Source organism: Methanobrevibacter sp. (assembly GCF_045220775.1).
In the GTDB taxonomy this organism is placed as follows: domain Archaea; phylum Methanobacteriota; class Methanobacteria; order Methanobacteriales; family Methanobacteriaceae; genus Methanocatella.
In genome coordinates, this window is the sequence record NZ_JBGUWC010000004.1 from 1 (window position 1) to 21,869 (window position 21,869).

Annotated in this window: 24 protein-coding genes; 18 read left to right on the plus strand and 6 right to left on the minus strand. The window is 34.5% G+C overall.

The window, feature by feature from the left end:
- Window positions 1-46: 46 nt before the first annotated feature.
- From ACJROP_RS00060 to ACJROP_RS00110, 11 genes are all read left to right on the plus strand, one after another.
- Entirely contained in the window at window positions 47-529 is a 483-nt protein-coding gene (locus tag ACJROP_RS00060; RefSeq protein WP_406533480.1) for a 50S ribosomal protein L11, read from the plus strand.
- A 179-nt stretch (window positions 530-708) separates the two neighbouring features.
- Complete coding sequence (locus tag ACJROP_RS00065) at window positions 709-1,347, plus strand: 50S ribosomal protein L1 (RefSeq protein WP_406533481.1); 639 nt, start codon at window positions 709-711, stop codon at window positions 1,345-1,347.
- The gene (locus ACJROP_RS00070; protein ID WP_406533482.1) at window positions 1,347-2,357 is read left to right on the plus strand and encodes a 50S ribosomal protein L10; all 1,011 of its coding nucleotides are present in this window, start codon (window positions 1,347-1,349) and stop codon (window positions 2,355-2,357) included. Before ACJROP_RS00065 ends, ACJROP_RS00070 begins: the two co-directional genes overlap by 1 nt.
- Window positions 2,358-2,414: 57 nt before the next feature.
- On the plus strand, window positions 2,415-2,720 hold the full coding sequence (gene rpl12p, locus ACJROP_RS00075) for a 50S ribosomal protein P1 (protein ID WP_406533483.1): 306 nt from the start codon (window positions 2,415-2,417) through the stop codon (window positions 2,718-2,720).
- 425 nt (window positions 2,721-3,145) lie between these two features.
- A complete protein-coding gene (locus tag ACJROP_RS00080; RefSeq protein WP_406533484.1) occupies window positions 3,146-4,255 on the plus strand; it encodes a beta-1,6-N-acetylglucosaminyltransferase in 1,110 nt (369 codons plus the stop codon).
- 255 nt (window positions 4,256-4,510) lie between these two features.
- Window positions 4,511-7,201, plus strand: a complete 2,691-nt coding sequence (alaS, locus tag ACJROP_RS00085; protein ID WP_406533485.1) for an alanine--tRNA ligase — start codon at window positions 4,511-4,513, stop codon at window positions 7,199-7,201.
- Between the two features lie 45 nt (window positions 7,202-7,246).
- On the plus strand, window positions 7,247-8,401 hold the full coding sequence (gene thiI, locus ACJROP_RS00090) for a tRNA uracil 4-sulfurtransferase ThiI (protein WP_406533486.1): 1,155 nt from the start codon (window positions 7,247-7,249) through the stop codon (window positions 8,399-8,401).
- Between the two features lie 153 nt (window positions 8,402-8,554).
- Window positions 8,555-9,649 (plus strand): fructose-1,6-bisphosphate aldolase/phosphatase, encoded by a 1,095-nt coding sequence (gene fbp / locus ACJROP_RS00095; RefSeq protein ID WP_406533487.1) that lies wholly within the window; start codon window positions 8,555-8,557, stop codon window positions 9,647-9,649.
- Window positions 9,650-9,988: 339 nt separating this feature from the next.
- A complete protein-coding gene (locus tag ACJROP_RS00100) occupies window positions 9,989-10,414 on the plus strand; it encodes a winged helix-turn-helix domain-containing protein (protein WP_406533488.1) in 426 nt (141 codons plus the stop codon).
- Window positions 10,415-10,424: 10 nt separating this feature from the next.
- On the plus strand, window positions 10,425-10,691 hold the full coding sequence (locus tag ACJROP_RS00105) for a hypothetical protein (protein WP_406533489.1): 267 nt from the start codon (window positions 10,425-10,427) through the stop codon (window positions 10,689-10,691).
- Between the two features lie 23 nt (window positions 10,692-10,714).
- Window positions 10,715-11,038 (plus strand): hypothetical protein, encoded by a 324-nt coding sequence (locus tag ACJROP_RS00110; RefSeq protein ID WP_406533490.1) that lies wholly within the window; start codon window positions 10,715-10,717, stop codon window positions 11,036-11,038.
- Here ACJROP_RS00110 and ACJROP_RS00115 read toward each other — a convergent pair.
- Window positions 11,035-11,274: a DUF3781 domain-containing protein gene (locus ACJROP_RS00115; protein WP_406533491.1), complete on the minus strand. Its 240-nt coding sequence runs from the start codon at window positions 11,272-11,274 to the stop codon at window positions 11,035-11,037. The two genes, ACJROP_RS00110 and ACJROP_RS00115, sit on opposite strands and share 4 nt — an antisense overlap.
- 74 nt (window positions 11,275-11,348) lie before the next feature.
- Here ACJROP_RS00115 and ACJROP_RS00120 point away from each other — a divergent pair, with 74 nt between their 5' ends.
- From ACJROP_RS00120 to ACJROP_RS00130, 3 genes are all read left to right on the plus strand, one after another.
- Complete coding sequence (locus ACJROP_RS00120) at window positions 11,349-12,458, plus strand: ABC transporter permease (RefSeq protein ID WP_406533492.1); 1,110 nt, start codon at window positions 11,349-11,351, stop codon at window positions 12,456-12,458.
- 9 nt (window positions 12,459-12,467) lie between these two features.
- Complete coding sequence (locus ACJROP_RS00125; RefSeq protein WP_406533493.1) at window positions 12,468-13,166, plus strand: ABC transporter ATP-binding protein; 699 nt, start codon at window positions 12,468-12,470, stop codon at window positions 13,164-13,166.
- Window positions 13,167-13,580: 414 nt separating this feature from the next.
- Complete coding sequence (locus ACJROP_RS00130) at window positions 13,581-14,789, plus strand: ATP-binding protein (RefSeq protein ID WP_406533494.1); 1,209 nt, start codon at window positions 13,581-13,583, stop codon at window positions 14,787-14,789.
- Window positions 14,790-15,691: 902 nt separating this feature from the next.
- On the opposite strand, the gene ACJROP_RS00135 is transcribed toward ACJROP_RS00130, so the two are convergent.
- Together ACJROP_RS00135 and pgsA are read right to left on the minus strand one after the other, a co-directional pair.
- Window positions 15,692-15,934, minus strand: coding sequence for a DUF357 domain-containing protein (locus ACJROP_RS00135; RefSeq protein ID WP_303372643.1), 243 nt, complete (start codon window positions 15,932-15,934; stop codon window positions 15,692-15,694).
- Window positions 15,931-16,497, minus strand: coding sequence for an archaetidylinositol phosphate synthase (gene pgsA / locus ACJROP_RS00140; RefSeq protein ID WP_406533495.1), 567 nt, complete (start codon window positions 16,495-16,497; stop codon window positions 15,931-15,933). Before pgsA ends, ACJROP_RS00135 begins: the two co-directional genes overlap by 4 nt.
- A 46-nt stretch (window positions 16,498-16,543) precedes the next feature.
- Here pgsA and ACJROP_RS00145 point away from each other — a divergent pair, with 46 nt between their 5' ends.
- Complete coding sequence (locus ACJROP_RS00145) at window positions 16,544-17,125, plus strand: L-threonylcarbamoyladenylate synthase (protein ID WP_406533496.1); 582 nt, start codon at window positions 16,544-16,546, stop codon at window positions 17,123-17,125.
- An 18-nt stretch (window positions 17,126-17,143) separates the two neighbouring features.
- On the opposite strand, the gene ACJROP_RS00150 is transcribed toward ACJROP_RS00145, so the two are convergent.
- Entirely contained in the window at window positions 17,144-18,250 is a 1,107-nt protein-coding gene (locus ACJROP_RS00150; RefSeq protein ID WP_406533497.1) for a hypothetical protein, read from the minus strand.
- A 93-nt stretch (window positions 18,251-18,343) separates the two neighbouring features.
- Here ACJROP_RS00150 and radB point away from each other — a divergent pair, with 93 nt between their 5' ends.
- From radB to ACJROP_RS00165, 3 genes are all read left to right on the plus strand, one after another.
- Complete coding sequence (gene radB, locus ACJROP_RS00155) at window positions 18,344-19,048, plus strand: DNA repair and recombination protein RadB (RefSeq protein WP_406533498.1); 705 nt, start codon at window positions 18,344-18,346, stop codon at window positions 19,046-19,048.
- A 58-nt stretch (window positions 19,049-19,106) separates the two neighbouring features.
- On the plus strand, window positions 19,107-20,279 hold the full coding sequence (locus ACJROP_RS00160; RefSeq protein WP_406533499.1) for a pyridoxal phosphate-dependent aminotransferase: 1,173 nt from the start codon (window positions 19,107-19,109) through the stop codon (window positions 20,277-20,279).
- Between the two features lie 61 nt (window positions 20,280-20,340).
- Entirely contained in the window at window positions 20,341-20,718 is a 378-nt protein-coding gene (locus ACJROP_RS00165) for a putative zinc-binding protein (protein ID WP_406533500.1), read from the plus strand.
- A gap of 31 nt (window positions 20,719-20,749) precedes the next feature.
- On the opposite strand, the gene ACJROP_RS00170 is transcribed toward ACJROP_RS00165, so the two are convergent.
- Both ACJROP_RS00170 and ACJROP_RS00175 read right to left on the minus strand, forming a co-directional pair.
- Window positions 20,750-21,310, minus strand: a complete 561-nt coding sequence (locus tag ACJROP_RS00170; protein ID WP_406533501.1) for a FeGP cofactor biosynthesis protein HcgF family protein — start codon at window positions 21,308-21,310, stop codon at window positions 20,750-20,752.
- A partial coding sequence (locus ACJROP_RS00175; protein ID WP_406533502.1) for a hypothetical protein occupies window positions 21,303-21,869 on the minus strand: 567 nt, incomplete at its 5' end. The genes ACJROP_RS00175 and ACJROP_RS00170, both read right to left, overlap by 8 nt.

The following is a 21,869-nucleotide window of genomic DNA, read 5'->3' on the forward strand; positions in this document are numbered from 1 at the left end:
CTGTTAAAGCTGATCAAATTAGAATAATTCAAAAGGAGGCTGACTGATGGCTAAAGATACAGTCGAAGTTCTTATCGAAGGTGGAACTGCAACTCCTGGGCCACCATTAGGACCTGCTTTAGGGCCTTTCGGTATTAACATGATGCAAGTTGTAGAAGAAATCAATAAAAAAAGCGCAGACTTCGCAGGAATGAAAGTGCCTGTAAAAGTCACTATTGATAGAGATACCAAAGATTTCGAAATTGAAATCGGTACTCCGCCAACAACTGCACTTATCATGGAAGAATTAGGCATCGAAAAAGCTTCTCACGAACCAGGTTTAGACATTATCAATGACTTGCCTATTGAAACCGCTTTAAAAATCACTAGAATGAAATTCGATTCATTATTATCTAATGATTACAAAGCAGGTATCAAAGAAGTTATTGGAACCTGTGTAAGTATGGGATTATCTGTTGACGGTAAAGACCCAAGAGAAGTACAAAAAGATATTGATGCTGGAAAATATGATGATCTCTTTGAAGAATAGGGATTATTTAGTTAAATTAAAATTAAGTTAATAAATACAGTGTATATGATGTTATAACTAATAATTATAATTGATATACTGTTTTTAATTCATGCAATCGTTGAAGAATTTTTTTCTTGTAATCGATACTCATGAAACCAAAAAAATCCAATGAGCATTAATGTTCATGGGGGATGAATATGACACAAGATGTAATTAACGCGGTGAAGGAGGCAAAAGAACAATCAAAGCCGAGAAACTTCACTGAGTCCGTAGATATTATTATTAATATCCGTGACTTAGATGTCAGAAAGCCAGAAAATAGGTTTAATGAGGAAGTTGCTCTTCCTAACGGCCGTGGCAAACCAATCAGTATTGGTGTCATCGCTGATGGGGAACTCATTGTTCAAGCTAAAGAAGCTGGTCTTGACGTCGTAATCAATAAAGAAGGATTAGAAGAGTTCGGAAAAGACAGAAAAGCAGCTAAAAAAATGGCTAACTCTGTTGATTTCTTAGTAGCTCAAGCTGATATGATGCCACTCGTTGGTAGATTCTTAGGTCCAGTATTAGGGCCTCGTGGAAAAATGCCAAAACCAGTGCCTGCAAGTATCAAATTGGATCCTCTTTTAGAAAGATTACAAAACACTGTCAGAGTAGGTGTAAAACAGCAAGCAAGTATTCAAATTGTTGTTGGAAGCCAAGACATGTCAGACGAGGACATAGCTGAAAATGTTGAAACTGTTCTTACAGTCTTAGACCGCAATTTAGAAAAAGGAAGAAGTCAAATCAAGTCCATGTTTATTAAAACAACTATGGGACCAGTAGTGAGGGTGATCTAATGGCTCATGTTGCTGAATGGAAAAAGGAAGAAGTTAACGAGCTAAAAGGCATTATTGACGAATACGATGTTATCGGTATTGTCGATTTAATGAACATTCCTGCAAAACAGCTTCAAGAAATGAGAAAAGCTCTCAAAGACAAAGCTGTTATCAGAATGTCTAAAATTAACCTTATTAATTTAGCTCTAGAAGATTGTAATGCTGATAAAAACAACATTGTTGATTTATCCGAACATATGGAAGGTCAAGTTGCACTTATTGCAACCGAAATGAATCCTTTCAAATTGTACAAAATATTAGAAGATAGTAAAACTCAAGCTCCTGCAAAACCAGGAACTATCGCACCCGAAGATATTATTGTACCTGAAGGGGATACTGGATTTGAACCAGGTCCATTCTTAGGTGAATTACAACAAGTTGGAATTCCTGCAAAAATCGATAAAGGTAAAATCTGCGTACAAAAAGAAACAGTCGTTGTTAAAGCAGGCGAACAAGTTTCTAAACAAGTATCTGCAACCTTATCAAGATTGGATATTAATCCAATGGAAGTGGGAATTGATTTAAAAGCAGTATATGAAGAAGAAGCAATTTACACTTCTGATGTACTTGCAATCGACGAGGAACAAACATTAGCTGACATTCAAAATGCATATAGAAATGCATTCAACTTATCATTAAATGCAGCTATACCTACTGATGAAACTATCTCCTCAATCATTACTCTCGCATACACCAGAGCAATTAATGTCGGTGTAGAAGGAGCAATCATGACCTCTGAAACTTCAGAACCAATCATCGGTTTAGCACAAGCTAAAATGTTAGCTTTAGCATCCGAAGTTGCTGATGCACCTGGTGCTATTGATGACGAATTAGCTGAAAAACTTTCCAATGTTGCTGTAGCAGCCGCTCCAGTAGAAGAGGAAGTTGTTGAAGAAGAAGAGGAAGAAGAGGAAGAAGAAGAAAACAGTGAAGAAACAGCAGCAGCTGGGTTAGGAGCTCTGTTTGGTTAAAATTAAAAATTTTTATTATTATAAAAACTAACACTTTAAAAAATTAATGGTGATAACATGGAATACATATATGCGGCAATGATTTTGCACAGTGCAGAAAAAGATATTAACGAAGAAAATGTTAAAAGTATTATTGAAGCAGCAGGAATTGAAGCTGACGACGCTAGAGTTAAAGCTTTAATCGCAGCTTTAGAAGATGTAGACATCGACGAAGCTATGGAAACTACTGCTATGGCAGCAGCACCTGCAGCTGCACCAGTAGCAGCTGAAGCTGTTGAAGAAGAGGAAGAAGAAGAGGAAGAAGAGGAAGAAGAAGCTTCTGAAGAAGCTGCAGCAGCTGGATTAGGTGCTCTCTTCGGATAGATTTTTAAATCTATCACCTTTCTTTTTTTTAGCACTTTCAAACTTGTGTGATTTTTTATTATTTTTATTGTTCCAATGATTTATTTTTAGTATAGATTTTCTTAAAAGTCATTGTTCTATTTTTATTGTTCTTTTTGTATGTTTTGGGATAGTCTGAGCATATCTTCTATTTTGTAGTTTTTCAACATCATTGAGGCTTTTGCATCCAATATTTTGAAATTAAACAGGGCATATGTGGAATTCAAAAAGTTAGAAAAATTATGATGGATGCACATTTCAAAATCATGAAAAAATTCAGACATTAACTGGGATAGTTGATCAGATGCTTTTTAGAATAAAATAATCCGGTAAAATAAACTATTTTTTTTATAATGCCTATCTGAAAAAACATAAATATTAAATGAAGTATTATTAAATAGAATAATATGCAAGCTATATTAATTTCCTGTTATACTGATAAAACTAATTTAATTAAATTAATCAAATCATTTAATGATGAAATGAATGTTTATGTACATATTGATAGTACTTCTAAGGAAATATCTGAGGGGGACTTAGATTTTTTAAATTTTAAAAATTTATCTGTTATCAAAAGGTATAATACTGCTTGGGGAGCCTATGGGCATCTTTTGGCAATTATTGATTTAATGAAACTAGCCATTGCAAATGAAAAAAATAATTTTATACATATAATATCTGGTCAAGATTATAAAATTAAAACAAATCATTATTTTCATAGAAATTTTGAGAATAATGATAACATTTATTTTTCTGTTACACATCCAAAAGATCTTCCGAAAGAATTTGAAGAAAGATACACTAAAGGAATGTTTAGTTCATATTTTTCATTAAAAAATGAAAAAGCTGTTAAAATTAACACATTATACCAGTCATTATCTAATAAAGGTCATATTGGCGAATTTGAAGATGTATATAAAGGTGTGTTATGGTCCTCTATGCCTATAAAAATTTGTAAATATGTCCTTAATTATATTGAAAGTAATCCTCAATTCTTGGAAGATTTAAAACATTGTATTATTCCTGAAGAATTTTTTTTCCAAACAATAATTATGAATTCAAAATATAAATCAAATGTGATTCCAACAACTCTAAGATATGTGGATTGGACTTATAGAAATGGGAATAGGCCTGCAATATTGGATGAAACTGATTTTATCAAATTTAAAGGTTCAAATTTTCTATTTGTTCGTAAAGTTGAAACAGGAATATCTGATGAATTAATCAAATTGATTGATGAAAATCTTTTAAAAGAAGATAAAAATCTTTTAAAAGAAGAAGTAATCGATAAGAATGATTTAATTAACACTATCCGCCAAAAAGAGTTTAAATATTTGCCCAATAGTACTTATGATATAATTGGTAAGTATGATGACAATATTTCTTGTCAAGAGTTGTTCGAAATATTTGATGAAATAATCGAGGATTCTTCATTATGGTTGGGCGATACAACAGAAAAATGTGAAGAAATGTTATCTTATTTTGATTACATACTCGAAAAATATGAATTATATTAAAACTTTAGAACTAACAGGCTTTAGGCATAATATAATGAAAACATGATATCGGAAGGGCATTTCGAAATTTCTGTGGGATGTCACTAGAGAATGTAATTTTTTGAAAGTGCATTTTTTATTTTACTTTTTTTGTTTAGACCTACTATTTTTAAGATCATTTTTACGAATTTTCAACAATTCCATATCTATTTTTTGAAAGTTATTTATTGTATTAAAGACATAATCTATACTAATAAATCTTTTAAACTGATTAATATGGTAGAAATTTTTGATGAACTTGGTTATAAAAAACAAACTTGTAAAACTTGCGGACAGGAGTTTTACTCACAGGTAGATAGAGACACCTGCGGGGACGCTCCATGTGATGAGTATGGTTTCATTGCCAATCCTGCTACCGATAAGCCATACAATCTATATGAAATCCAGCAAGTTTTTAGAGAATTTTTAGAAAGTGAAGGGCACACACATGTCCCTAGATATCCCGTTCTTGCCAAAAGGTGGAGAGATGACGTATTTTTGGTTGGAGCATCAATCTTCTGTTTCCAGCCTTGGGTGACTTCAGGTCTTGTCAAGCCTCCTGCAAACCCTATTGAAATGGCTCAACCTTCAATCAGGCTCAACGATGTCGACAATGTCGGAAGAACCGGCCGTCACATGACCTGCTTTACAATGGGGACACACACCGTAATCAACAAGGAAGATGATTTCATATATTGGGAAGATGAAACCATAAGGCTTTGCCATGAGTTTTTCGCACACATCGGAATCAACACAGAAGAGATTACTTTCATCAAGTCCTGGTGGGCAGGCGGAGGTAACGAAGGGCCTTGTTATGAAGTGTGCTGCAGAGGAGTGGAACTCGCCACTTTGGTATTTATCCAATACGAAACCTTAGAGGACGGTTCTAAAAAGGAAATCCCAATCAAGGTTGTAGATACAGGTTACGGTTTAGAACGTATCGCATGGATTTCACAGGGAACTCCAACTGCTTATGATGCATGTTTTGCACCGGTTGTCGACAAACTGAAAGAGTTGACCGGTGTTGAAATCAACGAGGACATCCAGGGAAGAAACGCTCAAATTGCAGGTATGATGGATATCGAAGATATTGGTGATTTGAAAGAACTCAGACAACAGGTGGCTGACAGCTTAAATCTTTCTTTGGAAGATTATCTAAAAGCGGCCGAGCCGATGGAAGCGATTTACATCATTGCAGACCACACTCGCTGTTTGGCTTTCATGCTTGCTGATGGCATTATTCCTTCAAATGTTAAAGAAGGATACCTTGCAAGATTAGTTTTAAGAAGAACCATCAGATTCATGAAGGAATTGAACATGAAAGAGTCATTGGCTGAGGTAATGGCAATTCAGCTAGACTTCTTATCTAAATTCTATCCTGAAATTCGTGATTCAGAAGAGCACATCATGAACATCATCACTTTAGAGGAAGAAAGATATGCAGCAACTGTTAAAAAAGGAAGAAGCATTGTCGAAAGGTCAATCAAAAGACTTAAAAAAGAGGGCAAAAACGAAATGCCTCTTGACATGTTGATTGATTTGTATGATGCTCATGGAATTCCGCCGGAAACAGTGGTTGAAATGGCAGGAGATAATTTCACAGTTAATGTTCCGGATAACTTCTTTACTCAAGTGGCAGGAGCTCATGAAAAGGACACTACCCATAAGAAAGAAACTTTCAAAGTGGACTATCCTGAAACAGAATTATTATTCTATAAAGATTTCTACCAAAAAGAATTTGAAGCCGAGGTTTTGGGGGTAGTTGAAAAAGATGGCGACCCATGTTTAATCTTTGATAAAACAGCATTTTACCCTGAAGGAGGAGGTCAGCCTTCTGATATTGGTGAAGTTTCCATTGATGGAAATGTCTTTAGGATGTGTCATGCCGAAAAGGTAAACAATGTCGTATTGCATCATGTAGATGGTGACATATCAGATGATGTGGTTGGCAAAAAAGTCAGCGGAAAACTCGACTGGAGAAGAAGGATGACTCTTGCACGCCACCACACAGGAACCCACTTGGTCATTGCAGCCGCAAGAAAGGTATTGGGCCAGCATATTTGGCAGGCAGGATCTCAAAACGGCCTTACAAGAGCACGTATTGACTTGTCACACTACAAGCGTATCACACAGGATGAGCTGAACGAAATCGAAAAATTGGCCAATGAATATGTGATGGACAACATAGATTTGGACATCAAGTTCCACACAAGAGATGAGGCACAGGAACTATACGGATTTGTGCTTTACCAAGGAGGAATTGTTCCGGGCAAAATGATTCGTGTAGTCAAAATACCTGGAATTGATGTTCAGGCCTGTGCGGGTACACATGTCTTAAGAACAGGTGTAGTCGGACCAATCAAAATAAACAGAACCGAAAGGGTTCAGGACGGTGTTGAGAGAATCGACTTCTCAGCAGGTCTTGCAGCAATTGGTTCAATGCAGCATGACAGCGAGCTATTAAGACAAAGCGCCTCAATCTTCAATGTTGAAAACAATCAATTGCCGAGAACATGTGGCAGATTCTTTACTGAATGGAAAGCACAGAAAAATGAAATCGATCGCTTGAAATCAGAAATTGCAGGATTGAAAATGAATTCATTGGCAGATGAGTTTGATGAAATCAACGGCTTGAAAGTCGTCCATCAGTTAATCGAAGCTGACTTTAAGGAACTTCAGAAAATGGCTACTGACTTTACCGATAACGGAAAGGCCGATGTGGTCATCATGGGAAACAGCGACGGTAAAATCGTTGGAGCGGCTTCACAAAAGGCAATCGATAGTGGCGTTAAGATTAACGACATTATCAAAACCGCAGCCGGTGTATTGGGTGGAGGCGGCGGAGGCCGTTTAACACTTGCGCAAGGTGCAGGTAGGAATGCAGATAAGATGGAAGAAGCTATTCAAACTGCAGTTGACTTAATTTAAGGATATTATTATCCTTTTTCTTATTTTTTTTTAAGAGTTGTTTAAATGAATTATGATTTGATTATTGCAAGATATGGTGAAATAGGATTAAAAAGCCCAAAAATAAGGTCTCGCTTTGAAAAAAAGCTGGTTAAGAATATTAAAGCTACCTTTGATTGTGATGTTGACAGAAATCAGGGAAGAATCTACATTTTCCCAAAGGATTTCGATGAAGCTATTGAAAAATTGAACAGGGTTTTTGGCGTGGTGTCATATTCCCCAGCAACTTCAACATTCAGCACCTATGAAGAAATTGATGAGACTTTAGGAAGCTATGTTGAAGATTTGATTGAAGAAGGCATTTTGGATGAGAATACAAAATTCGCAATCAAATGCCGCCGTGTGGGAACACATGATTATACTTCTCAGGAAATGGCTGCTCATTGTGGTGGAGTTGTAAGGGATAAGATATTGGCTCCTGTTGATTTGACAAATCCTGACTTGACTATCTTTGTTGAAATTAGGGATGATAAGGCTTTCATTTTCCATGAAAAGGTCAAAGGTCCTGGTGGACTTCCTTTAGGAACACAAGGGAAAGTTGTTGTGCTCCTGTCAAGTGGAATAGACTCACCGGTTGCAGCGTATCTGATGATGAAAAGAGGTTGTGAAGTTGTAGCGCTTCACTGCAATAACGATCCTTTTTCAGGTCCGAAAGTAACCGAGAACTTCAATCTGTTGGTCGACCAACTTAATATTTATGCAAAAGGAACTCCAATCAAAAAGCGCGTAATCGATTATGGGGAATATTTGACTGTTGCTAAAGAAAAAGCTCCTGAGAAAATGACTTGCGTATTATGCAAATCCGGGATGTACAGGATTGCAGAAAAGCTGGCAAATAAGATTGGGGCTGACGCCATTGTTGACGGAAGCAGCGTAGGTCAAGTTGCATCACAAACATTGTCAAACATCCTGGCTACACGCTATGGTGTGGACATGCCTATTCTATCTCCATTGATAGGTCTAGATAAGGAAGAGATTACAGCCATTGCAAAAGACATTGGAACTTTTGAAATCTCTAAGATTGATGATGGTGGATGCAGTGCAGTTCCACGTTATCCTGAAACTCGTGCCGATTTAGAAAGGGTTAAGGAGGCATGTGAAGCCATGAATCAGGACGAAGAAGTTCAAAAGGCTTTTGAAAATATTAGAAAACTCGAATGAGTATTCTAATTACCTTTACTTTTTTTCACATATTTTTAAAATTTTTATAAACTTTTTTCAAAATAACTGGCTAAACATAATAATTAAATAGTATACAAATCAAAAATAATAAATGTCTAGTAAATAAATAATTTGCTATTTTGAGGTATTAAAATGAAAACTACTGTTAGTGTAATTAAAGCTGATATTGGAAGTGTGTCCGGACACTGTGTCGCACACCCAGAATTAATGGATATTTGTGACGAAGTTTTAAACGAAGCTTTAGAAACTGGTATCTTAAAAGATTACTATATCTCCCGTTGCGGAGACGACATAGACTTAATCATGACCCACGATAAAGGGGAAGAAAACGAAGAAGTACACAAAACCGCATACGATGCATTCATGAAAGCAACCGAAAGGGCTCGTGAATTAAAATTATACGGTGCAGGTCAAGACTTATTATCAGACACCTTCTCCGGAAACATCAAAGGTATGGGTCCTGGTGTAGCTGAAATGGAATTCGAAGAAAGGCCATCAGATCCTGTTTTAGTATTCTGCTGTGACAAAACCGAACCTGGTGCATTCAACTTGCCAGTATTCAGAATGTTTGCAGACCCATTCAACACTGCAGGTCTTGTAATCGACCCAAGCTTACACGACGGATTCAAATTCGAAGTATTCGATGTAATCGAACACAAAAAAGTCATCTTAAGCTGTCCTGAAGAAATGTACGACTTGCTTGCATTAATCGGTTCCACCGGAAGATACGTAATTAAAAGAGTATGGAAGAAAAACGGTGAAATCGCAGCTGCAATAAGTACCGAAAGATTAAACTTAATGGCTGGCGAATACGTTGGTAAAGACGACCCAGCATGTATCGTAAGAGCACAATCAGGTTTCCCTGCAAACGGTGAATGTGTAGATCCATTTGCATTCCCACACATGGTAAGTGGATGGATGAGAGGATCCCACAACGGTCCATTAATGCCGGTTTCAGAAGCTGAAGCAAACCCAATCAGATTTGACGGACCACCTAGAGTAATCGGTTTAGGATTCCAAGTAGCTAACGGTGAATTAATCGGTCCTGTAGACTTATTCGATGACCCTGCATTCGACCCAACCCGTGAACAAGCTGCTAAAATCGCAACTTACATCAGAAGACACGGTCCATTCGAACCTCACAGATTACCATCCGAAGAAATGGAATACACCTCACTTCCTGGTGTAATGAAAAAATTAGAATCCAGATTCGAAGATATGGAATAGATTTAAAGAGATTTTCAATCTCTTCCTTTTTTACTTTTTTTTGATATTTGATTTGCATTTTCTTTTTTGACATACTTGCTCATCATATTTTTTCTTTTTTTTCAAAATATTATTAATTTATTTTATCCGATAAAATTGATTTAAGTTAGTAAAATTGTTTTAATAGAAAAATTAAGTTTATATATTTTGTTTTATAAATTAAAATTAAGTTTTAATCTTTATTTAATTATTTAAATCATTTAAACTAGAAAAATATATTTTGTATTATTTTACATTAATGTAAAAAAAGTAAAAATATTTAAATTATGAAGAATATAATTTCAATCAGGTTGTGATTTAATGTTACTTAAGGATTTATTCGGTGATACTGCAAGGATAAAAATTCTTGAAGAATTAATTTCTAATTGGGATTTATTCTTGTCAGTTGATGAAATAGCCAGAATGGCTGACGTATCAAAGAAAAGCGTTTATGTTCATATGGAACAATTAAAAAAAATTGGCATTGTTATCATGGAGGATAACGGATCAAAAAAATTCAAGTTGGATCCTAAAGATAAACGGGCAATTGCTTTGGCATTAATAGAATCCGATGAATATTTGAGAAAAATGGAAGAATATGAATTGGAACTTGAAAATAATGCTGAAAATGCAGAATATTTGCATTTATCAACATCATCTAATGATGATATTGAGTTATTGTCGGTCAATTCTCAAAAAATTAACAATGCTTTAAAGGGCATTCCCTTAATCACATTTGTCATGTAAGGTGAAAATTATGGAAAATCAAATAAATTTGTTAATTCCTGAAGATATGGATGAAATAAATGTTGTTGGAGGCGCTGTAACTTCTACACCTTTTAACATTAGATTATTATTGTATAATGAAGAAATAGAAAGAAGCGGAGTAATATTGAATGATAATGTTAAGATTATTCGTACCGGCAAGGCTGAAATTGTCATGCATCCTCAAGTTGCGAAAAATATTGCGGAATTGCTTCTAAAAGAGGTTGACAATTATCAAAAAAAATTCACAGGGGATTAATAGCTTAATCCACATTCGATATTATGTCTTCCAATAATGATTATTTTGAAGAAATTCTTCAGAATTTAACACCTGTTGAAGAAAAGATATTGTTGGAATGTGGAAAAAATAATATTACAATTAAAAAGAACATAATTGAAGAAACAATTAAAAAGAAATTGCCTAATGCATTTTTGCCGGAATTCAACAAATCATTGAAAAATCTTTTAGCAAAAGGTTTGCTGGTAAAATATCGTCCTCATAATTATGGATTGTCAAAAGATGGTCGGGTAATTTCAAGAAAGATAAAAGACAATAATCAAAAGGAATTGTATTCTAATTTGAGGATTCTAATCTTTGTTGATTAATTCTTATGGGCAGTTATTATTGTAAAGCTGCTTGAATTGATAGTTATTCTGCAACCGTCAACAACAACATAGTAATTTTTGCCTTCTTTTGTAACTATGGCATTTTCCTGCTTAAGCTTTGAAATGCAATAGCTTAGCGGCTCATCATCAATTCCCAAATTTTTCTGTATTCTGCCAATTCCCATTTCAGTTGTATGAATCTTATCAATGTTTTCCAAAAGTATTTTTTTATGCATTTCAACACCCTCTTTTTGCATCTTGGTTAACAGTACAATTAGTTATTTATATATTCCTACTCTAATTAATAACTATGTCATTTTTAAAATTTATTCTTAAAAATCCATTCAGGAGAAAAAATAGCGCAATCCTAGCTATTGTAGGCATTGCAATAGGAATCATTGTCATTGTCGCTCTTGGTGGAATCACAGACGGGTTAGTTAATACCTTTGAAGACACAATTCATGCAGGGGGTGCCGACTTTTCGATTTCAGGAAAGGAAACCGGAGATTCTGCATATGGAACAAACACCATAAGCGCGAACTGGACAGATAAGATTGCAAATGTAAGTGGTGTTGAAGAGGCTTATCCGATTTATGTCGTTTTGACATCAGTCGGTGACGATTACATGAATACGCTGATAGGAATCGATCCTGAAGGAACTACTCTTGCAGACATTTCAATGAAGGAAGGCAGAATCATGAAAGACAATGCTTCCGAAGCCATTTTGGGTGAAATTTATGCTGACGATAATAATTACTCAATTGGAGACACTATTAAAATCGATGGCGAAGATTTTGAAATAGTGGGAATTTATGAAACCGGTGACCAGAATATGGCCGGCGGTGTGTTTACATCAATTTCCAAGGTTGGAGATTTGATGGATGATGAGGATTCGATTTCAAACATTTATGTTAAAGTGGAAAAAGGTGTGGATGCACAGGAAGTGGCTGACAGGATTGATGATAAGTACGGTGACAATATCACTACAATCACTTCCGTTATGGAAATGGAGCAGATGGCAGACATGCTGAATATGCTTGAGGCATCCACATGGGCAATTTCACTTTTGGCTATTGTAGTTGGCGGTCTTGGAATCATCAATACCATGCTGATGTCAGTGTTTGAAAGAACCCGTGAAATCGGTGTTCTAAAAGCTGTCGGATGGTCAGACAGAAAGATTCTTACAATGATTGTCGGCGAATCATTGGTGATTACAGTCGTCTCAGCAATCATCGGATCTGTAATCGGATTTTTGGCATGTACATTGTTAGGCCCTCAAATGGGAATTTCCCCATTGTTCACTCCTAAGATATTCATTCAGGCATTTGCAATAGCTATTGTAGTTGGAATTATCGGCGGGCTTTATCCTGCAATCAAAGCGGTCAAATTGCCTCCGACAGAAGCATTGAGGTATGAATGAGGTGTTGATATGAATGCGGTAGAGATAAAAGATTTGTATAAAAGCTATGAAGACGGTAAAATCAAGGCATTAAATGGAATTAACCTCACAATTGAAGATGGGGAGTTTGTCTCAATTATCGGTCCGTCAGGTTCCGGCAAATCAACCCTTTTGAACATGCTTGGCGCTTTGGACATTCCGGATTCAGGGGTTATCAAAGTTGCAGGCCAGGACTTAAGCTCTTCTAAAAAATTGAATGAGTTCAGATCTGATAAAATAGGATTCATTTTCCAGTTGCATAATCTGATTCCCAATATATCAGTAATGGAAAATGTCGAAATTCCGATGTACACTCAGGGATTGTCTTCAAGCGAGATGAAAAATCGTGCATTGAAATTGTTGGATGATGTCGGTCTTGGTGATAAGGCAGATATCTTACCTTCAAAATTATCTGGTGGTGAACGTCAAAGGGTAGCTATCGCCCGAGCACTGGCAAACGAACCATCAATAATATTGGCAGATGAACCAACAGGATCACTAGATTCAAAGACAAGTAGCAAAATCCTTAAGCAACTAATTGATTTGCACGAAGATAAAAATGTAACATTGATTATTGTAACTCATGATATGGATGTAGCCAAACTTGCAGATAGAGTTATTGAAGTTTTGGATGGTGAGATAATTTCTGCAGGTGATGATTCATTGATAAATAGTAAAATTGATGTTTAAACATCTTTTTTTACTTATCTCTTTTTTTTAAAATATTCTATGTTTTCAATTGTGGTTGGAATATTGATTACTTTTGTCTTTTTGGAATGTTTTTCCTGTAAATTAATTTTTGAAATATCCTTATTTTTTTACTAATTGTTTGTATCTACCATAATTTCATGTTTAAATCAAATATTGTCCGAATTTATAAAATTGTTGCCATTTAAAAGCAAAATTACTTAAATCTATGATTGTAATCTTTATTTGATGGTAACATATTTTTTGTTGATTATTATAGACAATTGTATTAAAGTTAATACTTTTGTCGACTGTATTCTACAATTATTCTAATATTGATAGTTTTGTAGATTATAATCGACAAAATTTATATATTTTAAAATACAAACTATACATAAAAAGCATTGGTGGTTACTCATGATTAAAAGAGAATTATATTTAAAGCAAATTGGGAGATTGATGGATAAAGACCCAATTAAAATCATAACTGGCGTTAGAAGAAGTGGTAAAACGTATCTATTAAAAAGTATTCAGGAAGAACTTAAAAATAGGGGTGTAGCCGATGAAAACATATTTCTAATCTCTTTTGAATCAATGAAATACAATAAAATAGAAAACTTCAACCAACTTGATGAATGCATCATTGACTTAACCAAAAACACAAAAGGTAAAATCTATTTGCTATTTGATGAATTACAAAATGTAAAAAACTGGGAAAAAAGTATAAATGCATGTAGAGTAGACCTAAATTGCGATATTTACATTACTGGGTCTAACTCCGAATTATTATCTGGAGAAATGGCAACATTAATATCCGGAAGATACTATCAAATCAACATCTACCCATTTTCATTCGCCGAATTCATACAATACAAAAAAGAAATAGAAAAAACTGATGTAAGCAACTTGGAAGAACTATTTAATGAATATGTTGAATATGGGGGAATGCCTCCTATACAACAAGTTGCAACAGAAGACAAATACTCTTATCTGGGAGATATATACAATTCAATACTTCTAAAAGACATTATCACACGACACAACATCAGAAACACAGATATGCTCAATCGCATACTCGACTATGTAATAATGAATTTGGGGAAAAACTTCTCCGCAACCAGCATATCTAAATATATGAAACATGAGGGGCGAAAAATATCAAAAGACACGATACTTGATTATTTATTGTACTCCAAAAATGCATGTTTCATACACCAGGCTCCACGAGAAGATCTAAAAGGAAAAAAAGTATTACAACACAACGAAAAGTACTTCTTAGTAGATCATGGTTTTTACCAAGCGAAATATGGAGGCATAGAAAACATGGGTTCCATCCTTGAAAACATAGTCTACATAGAACTACTTAGAAGAGGATATGATGTGAAAATAGGAATCATAAATGAAAAAGAAATAGACTTTGTTTGCACAAAAGACAAAGAAAAAATCTATATCCAAGTAACATATCAATTAAACGGTGATGAAACAATTGAAAGAGAATTTTCAGGACTTACACAAATCAATGACAACTTTGACAAATATGTTTTAAGCATGGACAAATTAGATTTTTCCGGAAGCGGATTAAAACACAGAAATATAATCGATTTTTTAACATCTGATTATATATAGAATGAATGAAAAAAAATATTTTGACTAATTAATTGAATATTAGCATTGTATTAGTTGTTGCTCTATGTTTCCAACAATAAATTTTTCCTGCTGATGTTTAACAATTAAATGAGGAATATAAAAATAGAATTTTAAAAATTGAATAAGGATAAATTTGTTAAACAAATTTTGACACATCCTCATTCAACATTCATATCTGTTGGTCCGTATTGTGCCGGCCAAAACATCCTAAGATGTCATATGATATTATGAACATCAAAGTATATAAAAGTTTCATTCATTATTCATTACCAAATTAAAGCAATATTTCGTTCTTAAAACAATTTTATAGTCTAAAAACAATATTTATTTTTAAAAATAAGAAATTATAAATAGTTTTAAAGGAAAATATCTAATTCTAAAACACTAATATAATTATTTATATCTGCCGGTGTTTTTATGAAGTGGAAAGAGCATTCAATTAAAAACACTCCAATCAAATTTGGAGAATTGATATTGTGGTGGTTGAAAATATTGTGCTTGCTGTCTCTTATTTGTTCCTAGCAAGTTACTATCTATTGTTGGCCATTAACTTGTTAATGTAAAACAATCTATGATGTCGAATTGGAAGCATAGTTGGATCTTATCCAAAATTTTCTAATTTGATAAACTGACAATTTAAATGACAATTAGCTTTAATATGTGTTTTATAGCTTCCTTTTTTACACATAGTTCAAAAAAGCATTATATTTCCACTTTAAAAACACTAAAAATAGGAGCTGCCAAGGGTTTTATCTTGAATTTTAACATGTTTTGAAATCATGCCATTTCGATATTTTTATAGGCAACGATTCGGCTATAAAAAAATTTTTACAACCTAATTATGTTCGAATAGTGTAAAAATTGCATTAATTCAATAATAATTAGATGATTCCATGAATCATCCTCAAAGCGTCTAGCAAACCATGGCTGTATTCAATACAACCGAATGCGGTCCTCATATCTTTTTTTTCTAAATAATATTTTGAATCGTTCCAGTAATCGATAGCTCTGTCATAAACTTCTTTTTCTTTTCCTTCAAATGTAATGTCTGCTACTTGGTTTAAGTTTCTCTCAAGTTTTGCAATGTCTTTCGCTATCTTTTCAGGGCTTTCAAGTTCGCTCATTTTAATTGCCTCCTCACATATAAAATTCTTTGAACTACAGTAAAGTATGATAAGACCACTAAAATGTAGATGATATAGGTAAAGTAAACGTCTCCCATAAAGTATCCAATTAATGCTCCAATCATCAATATAATTAAACGCACGGCACGTTCTGCTATTCCAATATTGCACTCCGCTCCTTGTGATTCCGCTCTTGCCCTTACATAGCTGACGCAGATTGCAGAATGGATTGCCAAGACTCCGACAAACCAATCACAATATCCTCCAAATATTATTCCAATATAGATTATCGCATCTGCGAACCTGTCTATTGTGGAGTCAAGGAATGCTCCAAATTTTGATGATTTCCCGTGATAGCGTGCAATGGCTCCGTCCATCACATCCAAAAATCCGGATAATAAAATGGCTACTGTTCCTAAAATCAATAGTTTATTTGCAAATCCGTATGCTGCAATAAGTGCAACAAACGGGGATATTACAGTAACGATGTTCGGATTAATGTTTAGATATTTGGCTATCGGATTTAATATTTTTGTTAATAATGGTCTTAGACTTTGAAGCATAATTTATATTAAAGATTTTATCTAATATAATTGTTAGGTAAGATTTATGAAAATTTTAAAAACAAGTATTGATAATTTTGATGAAGAAATCATCGAAGAAGCCATAAATGTATTGGCCAATGGAGGTGTAGTATTATATCCGACCGATACTGTTTATGGCCTGGGAGCCAATATTTTTGACAATAAGGCTGTTAAAAGGGTTTTTGATATTAAGCAAAGAAGTCTGCTTAAGCCATTGTCAATACTTGTCAGTGATGTCGATGCCATTGATTTGGTTGCAAAGGTATCTGTTAATCAAAAGGAAATTATGAATCGATATCTTCCGGGTCCTTATACTTTTATTTTAAAGAAAAGGAAAATAGTTCCGAGAGCCATTACAAGTGGTTATTCTTTAGTTGGCGTAAGGGTTCCGGATAATGAAATTGCATGCCGATTGGCCACTATTTTTCCAATAACAACCACAAGCGCTAACTTATCTGATGATGAAGTTTTAAGCAACCCAAAGGATATTTTGGAACAGCTGGATTGTGAAGTCGATTTGGTAATTGATGTGGGGAATCTGGCTTCAACTCACGCATCAACAGTCATTGATTTGTCAAGTTCAAATCCAAAAATAATCCGAAAATAAAAAAAGAAAAAGAAAAGATTATTGATCTTTTCTTCTCATTGCAACTGCCGCTATTGCAGCAATCGCAATTGCAACTATTAAAATAAACATTGGATTTCCAACAGTTTTTATTAGTTTTTCCGGAATGCTTTCATTCTGCGGTGTGTCATTTGTAGTTTTGTTAATGTGGGTTATAGTTGTCTTATTTACGATTGTCGTGTTGTTTTCATTAACGATGAGAGTATTTGTTTTGTTCACGATTGTTTTATTTGTTTCATTTATGATTTTTTCTGGGGTTTTATTTTCATTTGTTGTATTTTTTGTATTTTTATTTTCATCGGTTTTATTATCGGTCACATTTTCGGTTTTTTTATCTTTTTCAGCGGCATTATCCTTTTCATCTTCTGTTTTTTTATCTTTTTCAGCGTCATTGTCTTTTGAGACTGCAGCTTTTTCATCATTACCTGTTGCATTTGATGAATCAGTCGCTTTTTCTTTGTCCTGAGTTTCATCTGATGAATTTGTCAATGCATCATCGGTATCATTGTTTTTGTCAAGTTCTTCAGTTGCATTGTCATCTGCCACTGCAGCAAGTTTATCTTCACTTGGCACCTCTTTTAAGGATACTTTATAAGCTAAACAATCGGATTTATCTCCAGTTGCAGGCTTTAAAAGTTCAAATTCAAATGTTCCTTCTATTGAATCTTCCAAATCAACAACGGCTTCATTTCCGATAGTTTCATCTGATTTTAAAACTTCGGTTATTACTTTATCGCCGCTATTTTTATAAGATCCGTCAGCGAAACTTGCTATGATTTGGCCAAGATTGTCTTCACAGCCTTGTTTGTAGGCTTCAATAATTGCCAATTTGACATAATTTTGAATTTCATCGCTGCTGGTTGACTGACTGGTGAATCCATCTTCGGTTGTAATTGATTCTTTTGTTGAATCAAGACAGAATCCAGTAAATCCGTCATTGAATTCAATTACCTTGCTGGAAATTGAAATCGGCACGATATAATTGGATAAATCTATACTTTCATTGTTATCTGAAGTTTCGTTTGTGCTGTTGTCTGCGGATACGATGCCTAAACAACTAACACAAAACAGCAAAACAATTAAAGTTACAACTATTTTTTTGTTCATATTAAAAACTCCTTGAAGTTATTTGATAATATTTACTTATCATTTATATATCTTTTGTTAAATTATATATCTTATAAAATCCAATATTTTATCATGAAAGTGTTGGCTAATTTTGAAGATAATCATAAAATCCCTTCAAATTCCGCATTGGACGTAATGTTGGGTGGAGGTTTTGAGAAGGGTACAATAACCCAAATATTTGGGCCTCCAAGTTCCGGTAAAAGTAATATAACACTGGCTTTAGCTGTTAATGTTGCTAAAAACAATAAGAAAGTTATTTACATCGATACTGAAGGCGGAATATCAATAGATAGGATAAGGCAGATTGCGGGAGAAGATTTTTCAAGAGTGGCCAATAATATCATTGTTTTTGAACCGACCAGCTTTATGGAGCAGAATGATAAGTTAAGGTCAATTGACGTATGGCTTAGAAGGAACCATGAAGATGTTGATTTGATTGTCCTGGATTCTGCTGTGGCATTGTATAGGGTTGATGAGATGAAATCGTCCAGATTGAATAAGGAGCTCGGTAAGCAAATGGGCCTTTTGTCTAAAATCGCAAGGCAATACGACATTGCAGTGGTAGTGACAAATCAGATATACAGTGCAATCGACGATGAAGGAAACAGCGATATCAAGGCGGTTGGCGGAACTATTTTGCAATATTGGAGCAAAATTATAATCCAGCTTGAACGTGGAGATGAAATCAATCAGAGGGTAGCTACTTTAAAACGCCATAGAAGCATGCCTGAAGGCAAGCAGGCGGTTTTCTCAATCACTTCAAGAGGAATTATTTAGGTACTTTTATTAACAATTAAAGATAAATATTTACTTTGGAATTTTTAAGTGTGATAATATGAGGGATAAGGATTTTGATATAAAAAACCCTAGAAAAAAGTTTCATAAAACTGAAAGGGTGCCTCCAGAAGGCTATGAAAGTGCAAATGACTTTTTTGAAGACATGTATATGGACAAGGAAATGATTTGGATGGGTCAAAATACAAATCATTTACATGACGATACAATAGCCAATGCAATGATTGATGCCATTAAGGAAAAGACATTTTGCAGATATCCTGCCCCGGAAGGATTTTCCGAACTTAAACAATTGATTTTAGATGATTTAGGTTTTGAAGACTTTGAAGTCCTATTGACATCCGGTGCAACAGAATCTTTATACTTATGTATGCAAGCGCTTTTAGAACCTGAGGACAATGTGATTTTATCTGATCCGGGTTACTTTATCATTGGAGACTTTGCAAACCGTTTTGCAGGTGAAGTAAGGTACGTTCCAATCTACTATGAAGAAAATGGCTATAAATTGACTCCTGATTTGCTGCGCGAAAACATGGATGAAAATACTCGTATGGTTATTTTAATCGATCCTTTAAATCCACTTGGTTCCTCATACACAGAAGATGAATTGATAGAATTTGCAGAAATTGCAGTAGAGAATGATTTATACATAGTGCATGATGTAACTTACAAAGACTTTGCACGTGAACATTATCATGCGGAAAACTACGCTCCTGGCCAGACATTAACCATTTACAGCTTTTCAAAAATATTTGGAATGGCAGGTTTGAGAATTGGCGGAGTAATATCCTCAAAACCGATTATTGACGCTATTAAAAATGCAGTTGTCAATGATTTGGGAGTAAACATCATTTCCCAGTATGGTGCAATCGCAGGCCTCAAATCAAAACCTCAATGGTTTGAGCAAATGAGGGAAACCTGCTTTGAAAACCAAAGATTAATCCATGAAATGATTGAACCAATTGAAGGAGTATTCTTACCGGTTTACCCATCAGATGCAAACATGATGGCAATCGATTTGTCCGGTGCCGGAATCAACCCTAAAGAAATGTCTAACTATTTAATTGGAAAAAAATTGTTCACAAGAGAAGGAGAATACACATCTGAAGAATTTGGAGACAGATACTTGCGTATAAGTTTCTCAATTCCAACAGAACAAATTAAAGTATTCTGCGAAGAGTTCCCAAAAGCTGTTGAAGCTTTAAGAAAATGAGTAATGACTTTGAGAGGTTTACCAAACCTCATCATAATTTCTTTGTAAAGTAGGTGAAGAGATGTCCGATAAAATAGCTTTAGTTTCATGCAGCGGTTTAAGCCCTTTAGGTTTAGTTGTAAGGGCAGCTACTGTGGAATTGGCCCTAGAAAATGAGAACATTGTTGCAGCATGCATAACTGAATATTCAGCCCAACCTAACAATTGCTCACCAATTTTGAATGATGCAAAAATAGTTACAGTAACAGGTTGCGGAGATGATTGCGCATCAGTTATCCTAAAAGATAAGGATGTTGATGTGATAAAAAATATTTCAGCAGATTCTCTTGTTAAAGCTTATGATTTAAATCCTCTAGATTCAGTTAGATTAGATGAAGACGGTGAGGATGCTGTTAAAATATTAAAAAAATTTATTTTAAATGAAATTGGATATATTTAAAAAATGAGAAAATAAGAGAATGAGGACATTCTCATATTTTTTTAATTTCAGTATTTTCCAAACCTTCTATTTTTTCAATTTCATTGTTTAGAAGAAGCAAGACTATTTTTAATGCCTTTTTGATGCCATCTTCAGATCTATTAAACAACATTTCACTATTGTTTTCAGATAAATCCGCATAAACATTAGTAGTTGTTGTTATTTCATATTCGTCTGTAATTATGGATATTCCACCATGGCCAACACCGGCTGTAGTTCCAATAGCGATATCGCAATTGCTTAAATCTTTAACGGCCTGAGCCATGATTTTGCTCACGGCTTTGTCTCCATCCTCATCATAAACCTTAATTCCTTTAATCAGTTTATCTGGCTTGGGAGGGTTTTCAACATTCAATATTTTCACAACAGCTTCAATTGTTGGAATGAATAGACTACAGGTTACACTAAGCTCGTTATAGTCAAAATCACCATAGTCTTTTGAATTTTCAATGTAATCTAATCCAAAGTTTCCTTTGTAATTTTGAGCTAGTGCATGAAGTTCTCTTCCAATTTTTCCTTGTGTAAAACACTCGGCTGTTGCTATTTTAATCATATTGATCTCTTAATAGTTTTAAGGCATTCATTGTAATAATTTTTGCAACTTCGTCTAATGTGTAAGGTGTTACAGGTTCCTTATCTCTAATCAATTTGTTTGTTGTTAAGACTAAATGGTTTTCTGTAATTCCCTCTTTTCTTAACTCTTCTACGGCAGGATTTGAGTCATCATATTCTGAAATGTCTTTGATTTCAATATTCTCATTTCCAAATCCGAATATTCCTGCAGTTCCGATAGTTTTAGCACCTCTTTCATGAGCGTGCTTTATGATTTTAGCTGCTGTTGGGATTGTATTTCCGCCGGCAATGACGATGATTACAACATCCCCTTCTATCAAATCTAAATTTTCATCGGTAATATATTCAGGGTAGCTTACTACTTTCCTAAATTCTTTTTTGTGAGTGCAGAGTTGTTCAATGAATTCCGGCTTTGATTGGCCTATTTCAGCTCCAAGGAGTGTAAAAATAACATCTCCTCCATCGATTTTCTGCCCATCAAATGCAGCAATAATCTTTGGTCCGCCTCTATGAACCTGCATTAAGTTAATTCCAATTCT

Bases quoted from the DNA above. Each gene is read 5' to 3' on its own strand.
- ACJROP_RS00110 (WP_406533490.1), top strand. From the start codon at position 10,715: ATGTCTTCCAATAATGATTATTTTGAAGAAATTCTTCAGAATTTAACA.
- ACJROP_RS00070 (WP_406533482.1), top strand. From the start codon at position 1,347: ATGGCTCATGTTGCTGAATGGAAAAAGGAAGAAGTTAACGAGCTAAAA.
- ACJROP_RS00080 (WP_406533484.1), top strand. From the start codon at position 3,146: ATGCAAGCTATATTAATTTCCTGTTATACTGATAAAACTAATTTAATT.
- ACJROP_RS00105 (WP_406533489.1), top strand. From the start codon at position 10,425: ATGGAAAATCAAATAAATTTGTTAATTCCTGAAGATATGGATGAAATA.
- rpl12p (WP_406533483.1), top strand. From the start codon at position 2,415: ATGGAATACATATATGCGGCAATGATTTTGCACAGTGCAGAAAAAGAT.
- ACJROP_RS00160 (WP_406533499.1), top strand. From the start codon at position 19,107: ATGAGGGATAAGGATTTTGATATAAAAAACCCTAGAAAAAAGTTTCAT.
- ACJROP_RS00120 (WP_406533492.1), top strand. From the start codon at position 11,349: ATGTCATTTTTAAAATTTATTCTTAAAAATCCATTCAGGAGAAAAAAT.
- fbp (WP_406533487.1), top strand. From the start codon at position 8,555: ATGAAAACTACTGTTAGTGTAATTAAAGCTGATATTGGAAGTGTGTCC.
- ACJROP_RS00065 (WP_406533481.1), top strand. From the start codon at position 709: ATGACACAAGATGTAATTAACGCGGTGAAGGAGGCAAAAGAACAATCA.
- thiI (WP_406533486.1), top strand. From the start codon at position 7,247: ATGAATTATGATTTGATTATTGCAAGATATGGTGAAATAGGATTAAAA.
- ACJROP_RS00135 (WP_303372643.1), bottom strand. From the start codon at position 15,934: ATGAGCGAACTTGAAAGCCCTGAAAAGATAGCGAAAGACATTGCAAAA.
- ACJROP_RS00125 (WP_406533493.1), top strand. From the start codon at position 12,468: ATGAATGCGGTAGAGATAAAAGATTTGTATAAAAGCTATGAAGACGGT.
- ACJROP_RS00130 (WP_406533494.1), top strand. From the start codon at position 13,581: ATGATTAAAAGAGAATTATATTTAAAGCAAATTGGGAGATTGATGGAT.
- ACJROP_RS00165 (WP_406533500.1), top strand. From the start codon at position 20,341: ATGTCCGATAAAATAGCTTTAGTTTCATGCAGCGGTTTAAGCCCTTTA.
- ACJROP_RS00115 (WP_406533491.1), bottom strand. From the start codon at position 11,274: ATGCATAAAAAAATACTTTTGGAAAACATTGATAAGATTCATACAACT.
- ACJROP_RS00150 (WP_406533497.1), bottom strand. From the start codon at position 18,250: ATGAACAAAAAAATAGTTGTAACTTTAATTGTTTTGCTGTTTTGTGTT.
- ACJROP_RS00060 (WP_406533480.1), top strand. From the start codon at position 47: ATGGCTAAAGATACAGTCGAAGTTCTTATCGAAGGTGGAACTGCAACT.
- radB (WP_406533498.1), top strand. From the start codon at position 18,344: ATGAAAGTGTTGGCTAATTTTGAAGATAATCATAAAATCCCTTCAAAT.
- ACJROP_RS00170 (WP_406533501.1), bottom strand. From the start codon at position 21,310: ATGATTAAAATAGCAACAGCCGAGTGTTTTACACAAGGAAAAATTGGA.
- ACJROP_RS00100 (WP_406533488.1), top strand. From the start codon at position 9,989: ATGTTACTTAAGGATTTATTCGGTGATACTGCAAGGATAAAAATTCTT.
- ACJROP_RS00145 (WP_406533496.1), top strand. From the start codon at position 16,544: ATGAAAATTTTAAAAACAAGTATTGATAATTTTGATGAAGAAATCATC.
- alaS (WP_406533485.1), top strand. From the start codon at position 4,511: ATGGTAGAAATTTTTGATGAACTTGGTTATAAAAAACAAACTTGTAAA.
- pgsA (WP_406533495.1), bottom strand. From the start codon at position 16,497: ATGCTTCAAAGTCTAAGACCATTATTAACAAAAATATTAAATCCGATA.